This is a genomic window from Chryseobacterium sp. BGARF1 (genome assembly GCF_001677955.1).
Taxonomy (GTDB): domain Bacteria; phylum Bacteroidota; class Bacteroidia; order Flavobacteriales; family Weeksellaceae; genus Chryseobacterium.
Window position 1 is genome coordinate 110,557 of record NZ_LELA01000073.1, and the last position, 15,346, is coordinate 125,902.

At 33.3% G+C, this 15,346-nt stretch carries 15 protein-coding genes; 10 read left to right on the forward strand and 5 right to left on the reverse strand.

Annotated elements, in window-relative coordinates:
* Positions 1–18: 18 nt before the first annotated feature.
* The 4 genes from AB671_RS14075 (at position 19) to AB671_RS14090 (ending at position 4,802) form a co-directional block, all read left to right on the forward strand.
* Positions 19–585 carry a K(+)-transporting ATPase subunit C gene (locus tag AB671_RS14075; RefSeq protein WP_066677780.1) on the forward strand — a complete coding sequence of 189 codons (567 nt, stop codon included), beginning with the start codon at positions 19–21 and terminating at the stop codon, positions 583–585.
* Between the two features lie 275 nt (positions 586–860).
* Positions 861–1,940 carry a porin gene (locus AB671_RS14080; RefSeq protein ID WP_066677779.1) on the forward strand — a complete coding sequence of 360 codons (1,080 nt, stop codon included), beginning with the start codon at positions 861–863 and terminating at the stop codon, positions 1,938–1,940.
* Positions 1,941–1,950: 10 nt separating this feature from the next.
* Entirely contained in the window at positions 1,951–3,075 is a 1,125-nt protein-coding gene (locus AB671_RS14085) for a histidine kinase (RefSeq protein WP_066677777.1), read from the forward strand.
* Positions 3,075–4,802, forward strand: coding sequence for a sensor histidine kinase (locus AB671_RS14090; protein WP_066677775.1), 1,728 nt, complete (start codon positions 3,075–3,077; stop codon positions 4,800–4,802). The genes AB671_RS14085 and AB671_RS14090 overlap by 1 nt, the downstream gene beginning before the upstream one ends.
* A 113-nt stretch (positions 4,803–4,915) precedes the next feature.
* Here the strand turns inward: AB671_RS14090 and AB671_RS22310 are convergent, their stop codons facing one another.
* The 4 genes from AB671_RS22310 to AB671_RS14105 all read right to left on the reverse strand — a co-directional run bounded on the left by AB671_RS22310 (position 4,916) and on the right by AB671_RS14105 (position 7,092).
* Positions 4,916–5,086 (reverse strand): lmo0937 family membrane protein, encoded by a 171-nt coding sequence (locus tag AB671_RS22310; RefSeq protein WP_034673671.1) that lies wholly within the window; start codon positions 5,084–5,086, stop codon positions 4,916–4,918.
* 190 nt (positions 5,087–5,276) lie between these two features.
* The gene (locus tag AB671_RS14095; protein ID WP_066677773.1) at positions 5,277–5,864 is read right to left on the reverse strand and encodes a ferritin-like domain-containing protein; all 588 of its coding nucleotides are present in this window, start codon (positions 5,862–5,864) and stop codon (positions 5,277–5,279) included.
* Between the two features lie 110 nt (positions 5,865–5,974).
* Positions 5,975–6,202: a hypothetical protein gene (locus AB671_RS14100; RefSeq protein WP_066677771.1), complete on the reverse strand. Its 228-nt coding sequence runs from the start codon at positions 6,200–6,202 to the stop codon at positions 5,975–5,977.
* 299 nt (positions 6,203–6,501) lie between these two features.
* Positions 6,502–7,092: a hypothetical protein gene (locus AB671_RS14105; protein WP_066677769.1), complete on the reverse strand. Its 591-nt coding sequence runs from the start codon at positions 7,090–7,092 to the stop codon at positions 6,502–6,504.
* Between the two features lie 415 nt (positions 7,093–7,507).
* Between AB671_RS14105 and AB671_RS14110 the strand changes: the two genes are divergently transcribed.
* Genes AB671_RS14110 through AB671_RS14135 form a run of 6 tightly spaced genes read left to right on the forward strand, consistent with a single transcriptional unit; the run spans position 7,508 to position 14,788 of the window.
* Complete coding sequence (locus AB671_RS14110) at positions 7,508–8,983, forward strand: response regulator (RefSeq protein ID WP_066677767.1); 1,476 nt, start codon at positions 7,508–7,510, stop codon at positions 8,981–8,983.
* A 4-nt stretch (positions 8,984–8,987) separates the two neighbouring features.
* Positions 8,988–12,596: a response regulator gene (locus AB671_RS14115; protein ID WP_066677764.1), complete on the forward strand. Its 3,609-nt coding sequence runs from the start codon at positions 8,988–8,990 to the stop codon at positions 12,594–12,596.
* A 24-nt stretch (positions 12,597–12,620) separates the two neighbouring features.
* Positions 12,621–12,965, forward strand: coding sequence for a response regulator (locus AB671_RS14120; RefSeq protein WP_317040121.1), 345 nt, complete (start codon positions 12,621–12,623; stop codon positions 12,963–12,965).
* A gap of 2 nt (positions 12,966–12,967) precedes the next feature.
* A complete protein-coding gene (locus AB671_RS14125; RefSeq protein ID WP_066677759.1) occupies positions 12,968–13,798 on the forward strand; it encodes a CheR family methyltransferase in 831 nt (276 codons plus the stop codon).
* 11 nt (positions 13,799–13,809) lie between these two features.
* A complete protein-coding gene (locus AB671_RS14130; RefSeq protein WP_066677757.1) occupies positions 13,810–14,382 on the forward strand; it encodes a chemotaxis protein CheB in 573 nt (190 codons plus the stop codon).
* Between the two features lie 34 nt (positions 14,383–14,416).
* A complete protein-coding gene (locus tag AB671_RS14135; RefSeq protein WP_066677755.1) occupies positions 14,417–14,788 on the forward strand; it encodes a response regulator in 372 nt (123 codons plus the stop codon).
* A 53-nt stretch (positions 14,789–14,841) separates the two neighbouring features.
* Here AB671_RS14135 and AB671_RS14140 read toward each other — a convergent pair whose 3' ends face one another.
* Positions 14,842–15,120, reverse strand: coding sequence for a hypothetical protein (locus AB671_RS14140; RefSeq protein WP_066677752.1), 279 nt, complete (start codon positions 15,118–15,120; stop codon positions 14,842–14,844).
* Positions 15,121–15,346 lie beyond the last annotated feature (226 nt).

The following is a 15,346-nucleotide window of genomic DNA, read 5'->3' on the forward strand; positions in this document are numbered from 1 at the left end:
TCAATAAATTACTATAAAATGAAAACACATATTTTACCTGCAATAAAACTGACAGCTTTATGCATCATTCTTCTTGCAATTATTTATCCGGTTTCTATTTGGGCAATTGCTCAGCTTTCACCTAATCGTGGGAAAGGAGATTTGATTACTCATAATAACAAAACCTACTATGCGAATATCGCACAGTCTTTTACCAGCGACAAATATTTTTGGTCAAGACCTTCTTCGGTAGATTACAATGCTGCAGGTTCGGGAGGAAGCAACAAAGGTCCATCAAATGAAGAGTATTTAAAACAAGTTCAGGCTCGTATCGATACCTTTATGATGAAAAACCCGGGAATTGCAAAGTCAGAAATCCCTGCAGATCTGGTGACCGCAAGTGGAAGTGGACTTGATTCAAATATCTCGGTACAAGCTGCGAAAATTCAGGCAAAAAGAATTGCTAAAAGCAGAAATGTATACGAGAGAGAAATAACCAACCTTATTGCTAAACATACCGAAAAACCATTGATTGGACTATTTGGTCCTGAAAAAATCAATGTTCTTAAATTGAATATCGCATTAGACCAATTGAGTGAAAAATAAGTTTTAAAAATCAATATTATCAACGTGAATTTTATTCAATGAAATTCTTTTATAGTACATGATAAAAACTTAAAAACATCTTTTACCGCAAAAGAATCAAAAGAAATGATTGGAAAAGAGACATTCAAAAGTTCACAAAATGTGAGATTTTGAATTGTTGTTTGTTTTGTTAGCTTTTGAATAACTTATTTCATCTTAAAATCTTTTGTCTCTTTTGCGGTTAAGAAAATGCCGTGTACTAAATAAATTCTCCCACAATTTTTAATTTAAATCAAATGAAAAAAATACTTTTTGTTTTGTTAGCTGTATGCGGAATCACTGCATCTGCTCAAAACGATTCAATCAAAAAATCACTTACAATAGGCGGATACGCTGAAGTTTATTACACAGCAGATTTTAATAATCCTAAAAACAATAACCGCCCAGGATTTGTGTATAGCCACAATAGAAATAACGAAGTAAACGTGAATTTAGCCTATATAAAAACTGCCTACAACACAGAAAATGTACGAGCTAATCTGGCTCTCGCTGTGGGAACGTATATGAATGCAAATTATGCAGCCGAACAAGGGATTATGAAAAATGTTTATGAAGCTAATGCGGGTTTAAAGATTTCTAAAAAACATAATTTATGGATTGATGCCGGAATTTTCCCATCACATTTAGGTTTTGAAAGTGCGGTAGGAAAAGATAACTGGACGCTTACCCGAAGTCTTTTTGCCGACAATTCTCCTTATTTCGAAACGGGTGCAAAGATTTCTTACACTTCAGAAAGTGGGAAATGGTTTTTAAGCGGATTGGTACTCAACGGTTGGCAACGTATTCAGAGAGTTGATGGAAATTCTACTCCTGCATTCGGTCATCAGTTGATATTTAAACCAAACGAAAAATTGACCATTAACAGCAGTTCTTTCATAGGAAATGATAAACCCGACAGTATTCGCCAAATGCGATATTTCCACAATCTGTATGCGGTATATCAAATTAATAAAAAGTTTGGACTTACTGCAGGCTTTGACATCGGAGCTGAACAAAAAGCAAAAGGAAGCGACCAGTATACTATTTGGTACACGCCAGTTTTAATTGCAAAATACAATGCTACAGATAAATTGAGTTTTACAGCAAGAGGAGAATATTATCAGGATGAAAAAGGAGTAATCATTTCTACAGGTACAGAAAATGGTTTCAAAACTTTCGGATATTCTTTCAATGCAGACTATCAAATCTTTCCCAATCTTGTCTGGCGAACAGAAATTAGAAATTTAAGCAGTAAAGATGCTATCTTTATGAACAGAACAGATGAGTTTAATAAAAATAGTTTGACAGCCACTACAGCTTTGGCAATTTCATTTTAAATGAAAAAAAATGAATGAATCACGAAAATCAGCGGAAGAGTTTCTGCAGTTAATTAACAGTTCAAAACGGGGTAAACTGAAAATTTACATCGGAATGAGTGCAGGTGTAGGAAAAACCTACAGAATGCTGCAGGAAGCGCATGTGCTTCTTCAAAACGGGATTGATGTAAAAATTGGCTATGTAGAAACGCACAATCGTAAAGAAACTCACGATTTGTTGGAAGGTCTTCCGATTATTCCCAGAAGAAAATTGTTTTACAAAGGAAAAGAGCTCGATGAGCTCGATGTTCCGGCGATTATCGTGTTGCGTCCTGAGATTGTTATTATCGACGAATTGGCCCACACCAATATTGAAGGAAGTAAAAACAAAAAAAGATGGCAGGATGTTTTTGAAATTTTAGACGCTGGAATTAATGTTATCAGCGCTGTAAATATCCAACATTTAGAAAGTCTAAACGATGAGGTGAAAACGGTGACGGGAATTGAAGTTACCGAAAGAATTCCTGATACCGTTTTAGCTTCTGCCGATGAGGTTGTAAACATCGACCTTACTTCCGATGAATTGATTACCAGATTAAAAGAAGGGAAAATTTACGATAAAAGTAAAATTTCTTCTGCACTCGATAATTTTTTTAAAAACGAAAATATTCTTCAGCTTCGTGAGCTGGCGTTGAAAGAAGTTGCATCGCAGGTAACCAGAAAAGTAGAAACCGAAATTATAACCGGAAAAACTTTAAGGAAAGAAAAATTCCTTGCATGCATCAGTTCAAACGAAACGACGGCTAAAAATGTGATCAGAAAAACGGCGAGATTGGCAAGTTATTACAACAGTCAGTGGTTTTTACTGTATGTGCAGGTTCCTCGTGAATCGGCAGATAGAATTGCCCTTAACAAGCAAAGACATTTGATCAATAATTTTAAACTGGCTACAGAATTGGGAGCAGAAATCATAAAGATTCAAAGTAAAAATATTGCAATGACGATTATGGAGCAGTGCGAAGAGCGTAAGATTACGACTGTTTGTATCGGAAAACCACATTTAGATATTTGGAGAATTATTTTGGCAACAGACACTTTTAATTCCTTACTCAAAAGACTTTCAAAACAGAACGTAGATTTAGTAATTTTGTCGTAATGAAAATAAAAACAAAGCTTAATGCAGGCGTTGGTCTCCTGTTTTTTATGATAATTGTACTTTCCACTTTGGGTGGATGGTTTATTTATCAGCTTAAAAAAGACACGCAGAATATTCTTACTGACAATTACAATACGTTGCAGTATTCCCGAAATATGCTGTTATCGCTTGAAGAAATTGGTAAAGAACCTTTTGCCATAGCAGAATTTCAAAAAAATCTTGATCTTCAACGTCAGAATATTACAGAAGATGGAGAAAAAGAAGCTACGAAAAATATACTCGCTCATTTTTCAGATTTAAAAAATAATGAAGGAAATTTAAATTTACATTCAGCCATTCGAAAAGATATTGCAGAATTGATGCAGCTGAATATGAATGCTATCCAGATTAAAAGTGGAATTGCTAATACAACCGCACAAAATGCGATTGCCGTTATTTCTATCGCAGGAACATTGTGTTTTTTGATTGCTTTTATTTTGATGGTGAATCTTCCAGCCAATATTTCAAATCCAATCCGTGAATTGACTTCGAGTATTCATCAGATAGCCAATCAGAATTACAGAGAGCGGGTACAGTTTGAAAGTAACAGTGAATTTGGTGAACTGGCGAGATCTTTTAATACGATGGCTGAAAAACTTCAGGAATATTCTGAAAGTCGAATTGATAAAATTTTAAAAGGAAAAAAACGCATCGAGACCTTGATCGACAATATGCACGATGCCGTAATAGGAATCGATGAAAACAGAAAAGTTCTTTTTGTAAATGATGAAGCCTTAAAAATTTCCGGTCTTAAAAAAGAAAACTTTGTAGGTAAACTCATTCAGGATGTTGCTGTGAGCAATGATCTGGTGCGTGATCTTATTAAAGAGATTATTGATCCGGATGTAGAGAAAAATCCTGCCGAATTATTGAAAATTTTTGTGGAAGGAAAAGAAAATTATTTCGAAAAAGAAATTTTAGACATCAATGTAATTCCTACCGGTGAAAATGAAAGCCGCTTTATTGGTCAGGTGATTATGCTTCGAAATATTACGCCTTTTAAAGAGCTTGATTTGGCTAAAACCCGTTTTATAGGAACTGTTTCTCATGAATTTAAAACTCCTATTTCTTCGATACAAATGGGATTGCAGTTATTGGAAAATGAAAAAATCGGCAGCCTTAATGAAGAGCAGCAAAAATTGATCAAAGGGATTGATGAAGATACATTGCGATTGCTTAAGATTACAGGTGAACTATTAAATGTAGCTCAATTGGAAACCGGAGTAAGTCAATTGAATATTCGTCCGTTTAAGATTAATACAATGCTTGAAGAAGTCATTAAAACCAATAGATCTGCAGCTGATAAAAGACAAATATCTATTATTACAGATATAGGTTCAGGGTTAGATATCATCAATGCAGATCAGGAAAAGACGTTGTGGGTTCTCAATAATATTGTTTCTAATGCAATCCGTTATTCTTATGAACAATCAACTGTTACTATAAAAATTGAAAAGCTTGATTCTGACCATGTGAAGTTTTCTGTAGAAGATCAAGGTTTAGGGATTGATGAGCAATATCTGAAACATATTTTCACAAGGTATTTTAGAGTTCCTGGTACAAAAGCTGAAGGAACAGGTTTAGGGCTCAGTATCAGTAAAGAGTTTATTGAAGCACAACGTGGAAGCATTGCTGTAGAAAGCGAAGTAGGAAAGGGGAGTGTATTCAGTTTTATTTTAAAAAATTAATGTAACAATAGTAAAACTACATTTTTTAATTGAAAAGCAATACAACATGATCTAAATTAAAAAAGTAGCTGGAAAAATATTTCCAACTACTTTTTATCTTTTTGTTTTACTCTTTAATTGAGTGGTTTACGTCCCGAAATAACATTAATTAATACAACAATTATTGCAATAACTAAAAGAACGTGAATTAAACTTCCAGTATCCATTCCTGGAATTACCCCGAGCATTCCTAGTAGCCAAACTACGATGCAGATTACTGCAACAAGCCATAATATACTTCTCATAATAATAAATTTTTGGTTGGTTATCTAGTTATATGCATTTTCTGTGCCTTTATTGATTTTAAATGTCGTCTTCAAAAAATATTTTTTCTTTTTATATCTGATTTACAGAGGTTTAATTTTGGCAATGTGGTATTTTTTATTTTTGACAAAGCATAAAAAGATCCGGCTAAGGATCTTTTATAGTGAATGGTTAATCATTTATTGCTTTGGAGTTGAGATTGGTATCTGCAAGTTTCGAGAGCAAATCATTACAGTTTTTCTCTTCATCTAAGGTAGAAAGCAGCTGTTTAAGACAATCTTTTTCTTTAAGGATTTTTGCATATGCTGCCAAAGTTCCATACGTCGCAATTTCATAATGCTCAACTTTTTGCGAAGCAGCGATAATTCCTACATCACGCACTGCACCTGGTTTTGTTTCTTCCATAATGCTTTTGCCTTCATCTAAAAGTCCTTGCATTGCATCACATTTTTTCGCCTGCGGTTTTTTCTTTAATGCTTTAAAACATGCTTCAAGTCTTTTTAGCTGTTCTTTGGTTTCTTCCAAATGGTCGCCGATGGCTTTTTTAAGTTTGGGATCGGTTGCATTTTTCTGCATTTTGGGTAACGCTTTTGTAAGCGCTTTTTCTGCCCAGTAAATATCCTTTAAAGCATCTTCAAATAAATCACTCAGATTTTTTGCAGCATCTTTTTTTGCAGGAGTTTTAGCGGTAGATTTTACTGGGGATTTTGTCGTTTTTTTAGCTGAATCTTTTTTAGCAGATACACTTTTAGTTTTCATAAAAAATTTTGTTAGGTGGTTTATCTTTTAAAATTACAATTTTCAGACCATCGAAGGTAAATCCCTTACAATGTGGTATCTATTGTAAATAGGAGGGTTTAAATAAAATGTTATTCTTCTTCTTTTTTAAAACTAATGACTTCAAAAGCGTCATCAGAAGAATATTTTTTACAACTGTTATCATCAAATTTTTTAGGATTTTTCAGAAAATCATCGATGAATTTTTTGCTTTCATCAGTGTTGGCAGGTGAGATCACAAGATGATATTGTTTGAGTACCGATTCATCGGCATTTTTCAGAGATTCCTTTTTATGCAATAATGCTTCTTTATGGTTCATAAATTTATATTTTTAAAATTATTATTAATTTTTACTTTCTTAATCAAAAGATCTTTAACAATAAACATGCCCACAAATTTCGCTACGCTTTGTATTTAATTATTTTTCAGGTTATTGTATACAAAAAAATGCCTACATAGTGTAGGCAATTCAAGATCATAATAATATAATTGATTGTGGTGTGCATTACACATTACAATTCATATGCCATGCATAGCTCGTGTGGTACCTAAACTTTAATTTTTTATTGAGAAAGGTTTAGTACAAGCATTTTATTGCTAACCATAATTAAATATGATTTACTCCAATTGATTTTCAGGATATCTAAAATTTAGCAACGTAGGTAAAGCTTTTAAAGCGATTTTCGTCGGTTTTTTCTTTTTCTTTTTTTCTGAGCCTAATAATTGGCTCACTTCAGTTTTTTCTCCTTTTACGAGATCAAATTTTGTTTCAGTCGTGGTATCTTTACCATCCCAAACGATTTTAGAGATTTGAATTAATTCAAACTTTCCGTTCTGATAACGGAATGTATAATACTCTTTTACATCTTTTATTTCACAATAGAGAATAAGGTTTCCATTTTCAATAAGTGCACTCGGAACCTGGTCACCACCATATTTCCCATTAGGATATTGAGGATTAAAAACCTCTTTCGAAGAAAATTCTAATCTGAGTTTTCTGTTGGATTGAAGTAAAAAAATCTGCAGTTTCAAAGGTTGCTGTACGTCAACGGTATCCATCGTCAAAATGACCTTATCCTGCAGGCCGTCTCGGTTCAAATCACCCATTTCTTCTCTTACACGTACCGTAAAATGTTCGGTATTATTTTTTTGTTGCGCATAAATATTCAGGGAGGAAAAAACTAAAAATATCAGCAATGTGTTTTTCATGGTTTAAATAAAAGTTTATTAATGAATAAGAATGTTTTGTTTGGCTAAAAACTCATATCATCAATAGTTCGTTTAAAACAAAAAACACCCAAATTTTAACGGACAAGATAAACAAAATCAGGAGAATAATAAAAAGATATTTGCAAGGTAAATTATTATGTTTTGTAAGACTATTATTTAGAAACTGAAGAAGGAGGTGTACTTATGATTTTTATTTTTTTAAACTAAGCTAATTTTTCTCTTAAATAATCAATAATCAAATTTGTCATTTTTAAAATATATTCTGTTAATTTTTAGAATAAATTAATGATAATGTAGAATATGATAAAAATGGTTTATAAATAACTGTTTATCGGATTATTGTAAGTATTTTTGAGTCAGAAACAAATAATAAATAATTGATTTTACCCTAGATATGATCTTAATCGTTGATGACAATCAAAACAATCTTTTTTCATTAAAAAAACTATTAGAATCTAAAGATTTCCAGGTAGATACTGCAGATTCTGGTCCGGAAGCATTGGGAAAAGCATTAAAAAATGATTATGCCTTAATTATTTTAGATGTACAAATGCCGGAAATGGATGGCTTTGAAGTTGCCGAAACACTTGCAGGATACAGCAGAACCAAAGATATTCCGATTATTTTTCTGTCGGCTGTGAATACCGAGAAAAGGTTTATTACAAAAGGATACGCTTCGGGAGGAAAAGATTACGTTACAAAGCCTGTAGATTCTGAAATTCTGCTTTTAAAAGTAAAAACATTTTACAATTATCAGGAACAGAATATTGCGATGAAAAAAACGCAGCAAAGTCTGGAACTTGAAGTAAAAGGGCGACGCGAATCTCAGGTGACGATGAAATCGCAGATTGATCACTTCCATTTCATGCTGGAATCTTTACCACAAATTGCATTTACGCTTAATGAACAGGGAATCGTGGATTTTGTAAATGCTAAATGGTACGAATATTCTCATTCTGATACCGTTTTTCCAGAAACTCACCCTGATGATCTTTGCATAATGGAAGAGCTTTCCCGCTGCAAAAAGAAAGGAAAAGCTTTGGAATTAGAAATAAGAATTAAAAACATAAAAACAGACGATTTTAGATATCATTTGCTTCGAGTAACTCCGGTGCGTGAAGAAAATATCGTCAAAAATTGGGTAGGAACTTTTACCGATATCAACGATCAGAAAAAAGTAGAAAAAGAAAAAGATGAGTTTCTAAGCATCGCAAGCCATGAGCTGAAAACTCCTTTAACGAGTATTAAAGCTTACGTGCAGCTTTTAGACAGAAAATTAAAACTCAATAAGGAAAGTGCAGAAGCTGGATTTATGGTTAAAGTTCAGGATCAGATTGAGAAGCTTAATACGTTAATTTCAGACTTGTTAGATGTTTCTAAAATTGAAAACGGAAAACTTAAGATTAATAAAAAGCCTACCAATCTCGATGAATTAATACAAAATGCAATCGAAACCATTCTTCAGACTCATGATGATAAAAAGGTGAAAATTGATCGCCATGGCTATATTCCGGATATTCTTATTCCTTTGGACGCCATTCGTATTGAGCAGGTTTTGATTAATTTTTTAACGAATGCTATCAAATATTCTCCCGAAAATCATCAGGTCATTGTTACTACGTTTGTAGATGAAGAAGAGCAGGAGGTAAAGGTGAGTGTTACCGATTTTGGAATTGGTATTCCAGATTTTAAGCAGGAAGCTGTGTTTCATAAGTTTTATCGTGTAGAAGAATCTTCACTTCAGTTTCAGGGAATGGGAATTGGTCTTTACATCTGCTCTGAAATTATTAAACAACACCACGGAAACGTAGGAGTTTCGAGTATTGTAGATCAAGGTTCTACATTTTATTTCACCTTACCATTAAATTAATTTTATGCCGAAAAAAATATTAAGAAATCTGCAGTTCGGTGTCGGTTTTTCTTTATTAATCTTAATTGCAAGTTCTATTGCTTCATATCTGAGTATTCAGAATCAAATGAATCATCGTGAAAGCGTAGGAAAAAGCAGACGTGCAGCAACTGCCGTAAAAGATGTTTTGGTAGCACTTTTGGATGCCGAAACCGGAAGCCGAGGGTATCAGCTTACCGGAAGAGAAAGTTTTCTTGAACCTTACAATCGTAGTTTAAGTGAGTATTCTAAAGCGATTGAGCTGGCCAAAAACCTGGATGTAGCAGATGCAAGTCAGCAAAAACGTTTAGACGTTTTGGAACAGAATGTTGAAAAAAGCATTAATAATCTGAAGTTTTATGTTGAGAACAGACGCAAAGGTATTGTGATGACTCAAGATCAGATTTTAGAGAGCAAAATTTACATGGATAAATGCCGTAAAACAGTAAATGATTTTGTAAAGTATGAAGAATCTCAGCTTGAAATAAAAAACAAAGACCTCAACCGTTCCTCGAATACAACAGTTTTATTTATCATATTTTCAGCACTTTCGGCAATTGTAGTTACTGTTTTTTTCTATCTGAAATTAAGATCAGACCTTGTAAGAAGAGAAAAACTTGAAAAAGATTTAAGAGATAAAGATGCACAAATTTCAAGACGCGTAACGGCTATTCAGCAGATTGCAAATAGAGTAGCCAACGGTGATTACAGCCAAAAAGCAGTGGATCATTCTCAGGACGACTTGGGCGATTTGGTGGGTTCTCTTAATCACATGACAGATTCTTTAAAACTAGCTTTTGAAACTATTAATAAAAGTGATTGGCGACAAAAAGGTTTGGCTTTACTAAATGAGTCTTTGGTCGGAAACAAATCGGTTAAAGAAGTGTCAGAAAAATCTCTGAATCAAATCATCGATTATGGAAAATGTATCAATGGATCTTTATATGTTTTTGACGAAGGAATTTTAAGACTCAATACCGCTTTCGGTTTAGAAGGCAACATGAAAAAAAGTTTTGAACCTGGTGAAGGAATGATCGGTCAAGCTTTCGTCAACGAAAAAACTAAAGTTTATAACGATCTTCAAGAAGGCGATTTTATAGTAAGTTTTGCGAGCAGTAAACTAAAAATAAGTGGACTTTTATTGATCCCGATATTTTCTGATGGACATTGTATTGGTGTTATAGAACTAGCTTCAATTACTAATTTTGATCAAGACAGGATCGATTTCTTTATAGAAGGAACAAGAAATATCGGAATTGCGCTTAATGCTGCAAAAGGACGTGAAAAAGAGCAACAGTTATTGGAGGAAACCCAAGCTCAGTCTGAGGAGTTACAAGTGCAGCATTCTGAATTGGAAAACCTTAATACAGAATTGGAAGCTCAAACTCAAAAACTTCAGGCTTCAGAGGAAGAACTGAGAGTACAGCAGGAAGAACTGATGCAGGCAAATGCTGAACTGGAAGAACGTTCTAGATTACTGGAAGATAAAAATCATCTGATTGCCGAAAGAAATAATGAGATTCAGAAAAAGGTTGAAGAGCTGGCGTTAAGCACTAAATATAAGTCTGAATTTTTAGCAAATATGTCTCATGAATTGCGTACTCCTTTGAACTCAATTCTTCTTCTTTCCCGATTAATGGCAGAAAATCCTGACGAAAACCTAAATGAAGATCAAATAGAATCTGCAAAAGTGATTCAAAGTTCTGGAAGCAGTTTGTTGACATTGATCGACGAAATTTTAGATCTAGCGAAGATAGAATCTGGGAAAATGACTTTAGAATATCATGATGTTGAAATTTTTGAAGTTGTAAAAGATCTGAAAAACCTATTTAATCCAGTATTTTTAGATAAAAAGCTTCAATTCAATATCAATATCGATAAAGAAGTTGAAAAAGTTATCGAAACAGACCGTTTACGTGTAGATCAGGTTTTAAGAAACCTTCTTTCTAATGCATTGAAGTTTACAAAAGTTGGAAGTATTGATTTAAATATTAAAAAAGATTCTAAAAATAAAGATTTCATTATTTTCTCTGTAAAAGATACTGGAATCGGAATTCCGGAAGACAAGCAGAAGATTATTTTTGAAGCTTTCCAGCAAGCTGATGGTTCTACACGAAGACAGTTTGGAGGAACAGGTTTAGGATTGTCTATAAGTCGTGAAATTGCACGTTTATTGGGCGGAGAATTAAGTGTAACCAGTAAAGTAAATGAAGGAAGTGAGTTCAAATTAATCATTCCAATAAAACCAATTGCTGAGATTACCAAACATGAAACAGACCAACAATTGGTAGATATTATTCGTGAAGATGTAGAAGAAATTCAGAATATTCTGGATGATGGGGAAACGGAATATTATGAAAAAATTGTCCTTGAGATCCCTGAAAGTGTTGATGACGACAGAGATCAGATCATAGAAGGGGATAAAGTAATTTTAATTATTGAAGATGATACCAATTTTGCAAAAGCATTATTGAAATACGCAAGAACCCAGGATTACAAAGGAATTGTTGTGGTAAGAGGAGATCATGCTTTAGCAGCGGCACAACAATATCATCCGCAAGCGATTTTACTGGATGTACAACTTCCTGTAAAAGACGGCTGGAAAGTGATGGATGAATTAAAATCTAATTCTGAAACGAAACATATTCCGGTGCACATGATGTCTGTACTTCACGTAAAAAAAGAAAGTCTGATGAAAGGTGCTATTGATTTCATTAATAAACCAATGGCTTTAGATCAGATGGCAGATGTTTTCAAAAAAATTGAAGAAGCCATCAGAAAATCACCTCAGAAAGTACTGATTGTGGAAGAAAATGCAAAACATGCAAGTGCATTGTCTTATTTCTTAAGCAACTTTAATATCTCTTTATCTATTGAAAATAACGTTGAAGATGTGGTGAAAGCATTAACTTCAAATCAAACTGATTGTGTGATCTTAGACATCGGTGATTCGCGTGGAAATGAATATCAGGTAATAGAATCTATCAAAAGCTATGAAGGTCTCGAAAACTTACCGATTATTATTTTTACAGAAAGAAATTTATCTCAGTCTGAAGAACTTAAAATTAAGCAGTATGCAGATTCTATTGTCGTAAAAACGGCACATTCTTACCAAAGAATTTTAGATGAAGTAGGTTTATTTTTACATTTAGTAGAAGAAAAAAATAATTCTCTGGAAAATGTAAGAATAAAAACGTTAGGTTCATTAACGGAAGTTTTGAGCGGTAAAAAAATCCTGATTACTGATGATGATGCCCGAAATATCTTCTCTTTAACCAAATCTTTAGAGAAATATAAAGTGGAAGCAATCGTTGCAATGGATGGAAAGCACGCCTTGGAACAGATTCAGCAAAATCCTGATATTGATGTGATTTTAATGGATATGATGATGCCCGAAATGGATGGCTATGAAACGATTCAGGAAATCAGAAAAATGCCGAAATTTGCAAAACTTCCTATTATTGCCATTACTGCAAAAGCAATGATCGGAGACCGTCAGAAATGCATTGATGCAGGAGCTTCAGATTATATTTCAAAACCAGTAGATATCGACCAGTTATTATCTCTGCTTAGAGTATGGTTGTATGAAATTTAAATAATGAATAAGAAAATTTTAATCGTGGACGATGATCCACGAAATATATTTGCCCTCAAATTAACTCTTAAAGCAAGAGGATATCAAATCGAAAGCTCCACAATGGCTTTAGAAGCAATTGATATGCTTAAAAAAGATCAGGATATTTCTGTTGTTTTAATGGATATGATGATGCCCGAAATGGATGGTTATGAAGCGATAAAGATCATTCGAAATACACCGGAAATAAAACAAATTCCTGTTATTGCAGTCACCGCGCAGGCAATGCCTGAAGATCGTCAGAAATGTCTAGATGCAGGAGCACAGGATTATGTTTCAAAGCCTATAGATGTTGATGTATTGTTAACAGCTCTCGAAAAACTTTCTTAAAAATGCTCGAACCAAGTATTATAAAAGATGAAGAGGTAGAATTTCTTATTAAAGATGTCTACGAACTGTACGGATACGATTTTTCAGGGTACAGCAGAGCTTCTTTTAAACGGAGGGTAAACCGTATTTGCTTGATAGAAAGATTTACGAGCTTTGCCGAATTACGTTACACGCTCATCAATGAGCCGGAATATTTGAAACGTTTTGTAGAAGAAGTAACAGTAAATGTGACTGAAATGTTTCGGGACCCTCATTTTTTTAAAGGATTAAGAGAAAAAATCTTACCGCAGTTGGGAACTTATCCTTTAATCAGAATTTGGGTTGCAGGTTGTTCTACAGGTGAAGAAGCTTATTCTATGGCAATCTTATTGAAAGAAGCCAATTTGTATCATAAATCTTTGATTTATGGAACAGATCTTAACCCTTCGGTTTTAGAAACAGCGAGAGCAGGAGTTTTTCCTTTGCAGCAAATGAAACTATATTCTGAAAATTATATGCTTTCCGGTGGGAAAAAAGATTTTTCAGATTATTATACTGCGAATTACGACAGCGCAAAATTTGATAAAAGCCTGCAGGAAAAATTGATTTTATCGACGCACAATCTTGTTTCAGACAGCTCGTTTAACAGCTTCCAGTTGATCATCTGCAGAAATGTTCTTATTTATTTTGACCGTGGTTTGCAGGAAAGAGTTTTCAGACTTTTTGATAACAGTTTAGAAAATTTAGGCTTTTTGGCTTTAGGAGCAAAAGAGACGATCAGATTTTCTAAATTAGACAAAAATTTCCACCAGATCGATGATCAGAGAATCTGGAAAAAAATAGATCACCATTAATATTTTTAAACATGCAAACTGAAGGCACAAATACAGAATTGGTCTTGATAGGTGGATCTGCAGGAAGTCTGCAGGTTATTTTAGAAATGATCAAAAATATTAATGAAAACCTAAATTTTCCTATCATATTGGTTTTGCATAGAAAAGCGCAGTCAACCAATATTTTGCAGACTTTACTTCAACAGTTTATTTCAACTGAAGTGGTAGAAATTGATGATAAAACGGATATTAAAAAAAATAAAATTTATATTGTTCCGGCAGATTATCATCTTTTATTTGAAAATAAAAAAACGATGTCTCTGGACAGTTCTGAGAAGATGAATTATTCGAGACCGTCAATTGATGTTACTTTTAAGTCTGCTGCAGAAGTTTACGGTAAAAGTTTGGTCGGGATTTTGCTTTCAGGAGCCAATGCAGACGGAGTAGAAGGTTTGTCTTATATTAAAAAAAACAATGGTAAGGTCTGGATCCAGGATCCGGAAACGGCTGAAGTAAGTTATATGCCGAAACACGCTGTAGAAGAGGTAAAATATGATTTGCTTATTACACCTAAAAATTTAGCTGAGCATATTAATCAGTTATAAAAAATAACCCTAAATTTAAGTTAAATAAAAGAATATGAGTAAGAAGAAAATTTTGATTTTTGATGATGATAAAACAATTCTTGAAGTAATCACAATCATTTTTGAAGAAAACGGTTATGAAGTCGAAATTTCAGAAACATCTCATGATATTATCGAAAAGGTTTCAAGTTTTAAACCTGATGTCATTCTTATGGATAACTGGATCCCCAGAATTGGTGGAGTAGAAGCTACCCAACTTTTAAAAAGCCATGAAGAGTTTAAATCTATTCCGGTAATTTACGTAACGGCAAATAACGATATCGTTGCATTGGCGGCAGAAGCTCAGGCGGATGATTATGTTGCAAAACCTTTTAATCTTGATGATTTGGAAGAAAAAGTTGCGATGTTTTTACAAGAAAAAGCTTAGCATAATTTCCGTTTCGTTCTAAAAATCTCTTCATTTACGGAAAGGGATTTTTTTTATACTACATTTTTCATGGGCTCGTCATCTAAATTTGAGCGTTTTCGGGGTTGTATGTCGTTATTTATATCACTAATTAAAGCAGATAAAAATTCTTTAATTTCCGGCTTCGACAAAATTTTCTCAGAAAAAGTAGAAGCAATAATAATCTTTTTTGAAACGATATTTTCTGTAAAGGTAAATTCATCTTTCAAATCAATATCAATACCAAAATGCTGCTGTACATTCAAAGACAAATAGTATTCTATTATATCTTTATTTTGTTCTGTAACTTCCATCTCAAGGTGTTTTATTATGAAATACAATAATTTTTATGCCATACAGAGTTTTTATAAAAAATTAACAGTTTTTATTTTAAATCGGTGTATTAATTGCATATAAATTTATTTTGCTTTCACATATAGAATTCCCTTATTTATTGGTAAAAGTCGTATTTGCAAAAAAATGCTATTATTTCAATAAAAAAAACGGACAATGAATTACTCACTATCCGTTTCAATGATA

What these genes read in the sequence shown, in the direction of transcription:
- AB671_RS14075 (WP_066677780.1), top strand. Translation starts at nt 19, where the DNA reads ATGAAAACACATATTTTACCTGCAATAAAACTGACAGCTTTATGCATC.
- AB671_RS14125 (WP_066677759.1), top strand. Translation starts at nt 12,968, where the DNA reads ATGCTCGAACCAAGTATTATAAAAGATGAAGAGGTAGAATTTCTTATT.
- AB671_RS22310 (WP_034673671.1), bottom strand. Translation starts at nt 5,086, where the DNA reads ATGAGAAGTATATTATGGCTTGTTGCAGTAATCTGCATCGTAGTTTGG.
- AB671_RS14100 (WP_066677771.1), bottom strand. Translation starts at nt 6,202, where the DNA reads ATGAACCATAAAGAAGCATTATTGCATAAAAAGGAATCTCTGAAAAAT.
- AB671_RS14090 (WP_066677775.1), top strand. Translation starts at nt 3,075, where the DNA reads ATGAAAATAAAAACAAAGCTTAATGCAGGCGTTGGTCTCCTGTTTTTT.
- AB671_RS14105 (WP_066677769.1), bottom strand. Translation starts at nt 7,092, where the DNA reads ATGAAAAACACATTGCTGATATTTTTAGTTTTTTCCTCCCTGAATATT.
- AB671_RS14085 (WP_066677777.1), top strand. Translation starts at nt 1,951, where the DNA reads ATGAATGAATCACGAAAATCAGCGGAAGAGTTTCTGCAGTTAATTAAC.
- AB671_RS14115 (WP_066677764.1), top strand. Translation starts at nt 8,988, where the DNA reads ATGCCGAAAAAAATATTAAGAAATCTGCAGTTCGGTGTCGGTTTTTCT.
- AB671_RS14110 (WP_066677767.1), top strand. Translation starts at nt 7,508, where the DNA reads ATGATCTTAATCGTTGATGACAATCAAAACAATCTTTTTTCATTAAAA.
- AB671_RS14130 (WP_066677757.1), top strand. Translation starts at nt 13,810, where the DNA reads ATGCAAACTGAAGGCACAAATACAGAATTGGTCTTGATAGGTGGATCT.
- AB671_RS14135 (WP_066677755.1), top strand. Translation starts at nt 14,417, where the DNA reads ATGAGTAAGAAGAAAATTTTGATTTTTGATGATGATAAAACAATTCTT.
- AB671_RS14095 (WP_066677773.1), bottom strand. Translation starts at nt 5,864, where the DNA reads ATGAAAACTAAAAGTGTATCTGCTAAAAAAGATTCAGCTAAAAAAACG.
- AB671_RS14140 (WP_066677752.1), bottom strand. Translation starts at nt 15,120, where the DNA reads ATGGAAGTTACAGAACAAAATAAAGATATAATAGAATACTATTTGTCT.
- AB671_RS14080 (WP_066677779.1), top strand. Translation starts at nt 861, where the DNA reads ATGAAAAAAATACTTTTTGTTTTGTTAGCTGTATGCGGAATCACTGCA.